Raw genomic sequence first — 1,531 nt, 5'->3', positions numbered from 1 at the left:
CACGGCGCGGGCCGCGATGCGCGACGAGATCGCCGAGGTGCTGAGCAAGCCCTCCGACGGCTCGCCGCTCGTGCCCGGCGGGTGGCCCGCCCGGTCTGGGTGCAGGACATGGCCGGCATCGACTGGGAGGGCGTCTACGAGCGCTACCTCCCCCTGGTCGACCGGGTGGGCACCCGGGGCGAGTTCTCCGACCTGCTGTGGGAGCTGCTGGGCGAGCTCGGCACCTCCCACGCCTACGAGAGCGGCGGCGAGTACCGCACCCGGCCCCAGTACTGGCAGGGCAAGCTGGGCGTCGACTGGTCCTACGCCGACGGCGTCCACACGATCGCACGCATCGTCGCCGGTGACCCCTGGGACCCCGACGCCACTTCCCCGCTCAACCGTCCGGGACTGGACGTACGGCCGGGCGACGCGGTGGTGGCCATCAACGGCCAGCCCGCCGGGGCGGTGGCGGGCCCGGCCAGGCTCCTGGTCAACCAGGCCGGCCAGGAGGTCGAGCTGACCATAAGGCGCGGAGACGGGCCGGCCAGGACGGTGACGGTCAAGGCCCTGTCGGACGAGGAGCCGGGCCGCTACCGCGACTGGGTGGAGGCCAACCGCGCGCGCACCCACGAACGCACCGGCGGCAAGATCGGCTACATCCACATCCCCGATATGGGCCCCGACGGCTACGCCGAGTTCCACCGGGGGTTCCTCGCCGAGTACGACCGGGAGGGGCTGGTCGTGGACGTCCGCTTCAACGGCGGCGGCCACGTCTCGGGGCTGCTGCTGCAGAAGCTCGCCCGGCGGCGCATCGGCTACGACTTCCCGCGCTGGGGTGTGCCCGAGCCCTATCCCGCCGAGTCGCCGCGCGGCGCGCTGGTGGCGATCACCAACGAGTGGGCCGGTTCCGACGGCGACATCTTCAGCCACACCTTCAAGCTGCTCGGGCTCGGGCCGCTGATCGGCAAGCGCACGTGGGGCGGGGTGATCGGCATCTGGCCGCGCCACCGGCTGGCCGACGGCACGGTGACCACCCAGCCGGAGTTCTCCTTCACCTTCGACGACGTCGGGTGGCGGGTGGAGAACTACGGCACCGATCCGGACATCGAGGTCGACATCACTCCGCAGGACTACGCGCGGGGGATCGACACCCAGCTTGAGCGGGCGATCGACCTGGCCCTGGAACGGCTGGCGCAGTATCCCGCGCACACCCCCAACCCCGCCGACCGTCCCCGTCTGGGCGCCCCGCTGCTGCCCCCACGCCGGTGACCACCGTGGTGACCGCGCAAGTGGCCGTACGGCTCGCCCTCACCCCCTGGCGGCTGCTCGACGACTGAGAAAGATCCGCCCTGGAATGCCCGAGGGCCGCACTAGGCGTGCCAGATGGCGGCGAGCTGCCGGGTGGCCAGGCGGGCCGGGATCGCGCGCAGCAGGGTGTCGCGCGCCCAGGCGGCGGCCCCGGTCTGCAATCGAGTCGTCCGTAGATCTTCGAGCACTGATGGCCGCCCCACAGCCCCTTGACCGCGGACCGATAGGGACGCCGTCCGCC

General features: G+C 72.6%; 1 protein-coding gene. It reads left to right on the top strand.

What is annotated here, in order from left to right:
* The first annotated feature begins 81 nt into the window (after window positions 1-81).
* Window positions 82-1,251: a PDZ domain-containing protein gene (locus tag AB0B89_RS36370; protein ID WP_358562322.1), complete on the top strand. Its 1,170-nt coding sequence runs from the start codon at window positions 82-84 to the stop codon at window positions 1,249-1,251.
* The last annotated feature ends 280 nt before the right edge of the window (window positions 1,252-1,531 follow it).

It is taken from the genome of Sphaerisporangium sp. NPDC049002 (assembly GCF_040649355.1).
In the GTDB taxonomy this organism is placed as follows: domain Bacteria; phylum Actinomycetota; class Actinomycetes; order Streptosporangiales; family Streptosporangiaceae; genus Sphaerisporangium.
Note: the sequence above shows the minus strand (reverse complement) of the source record. Positions and strands in the feature narration are given on the sequence as shown.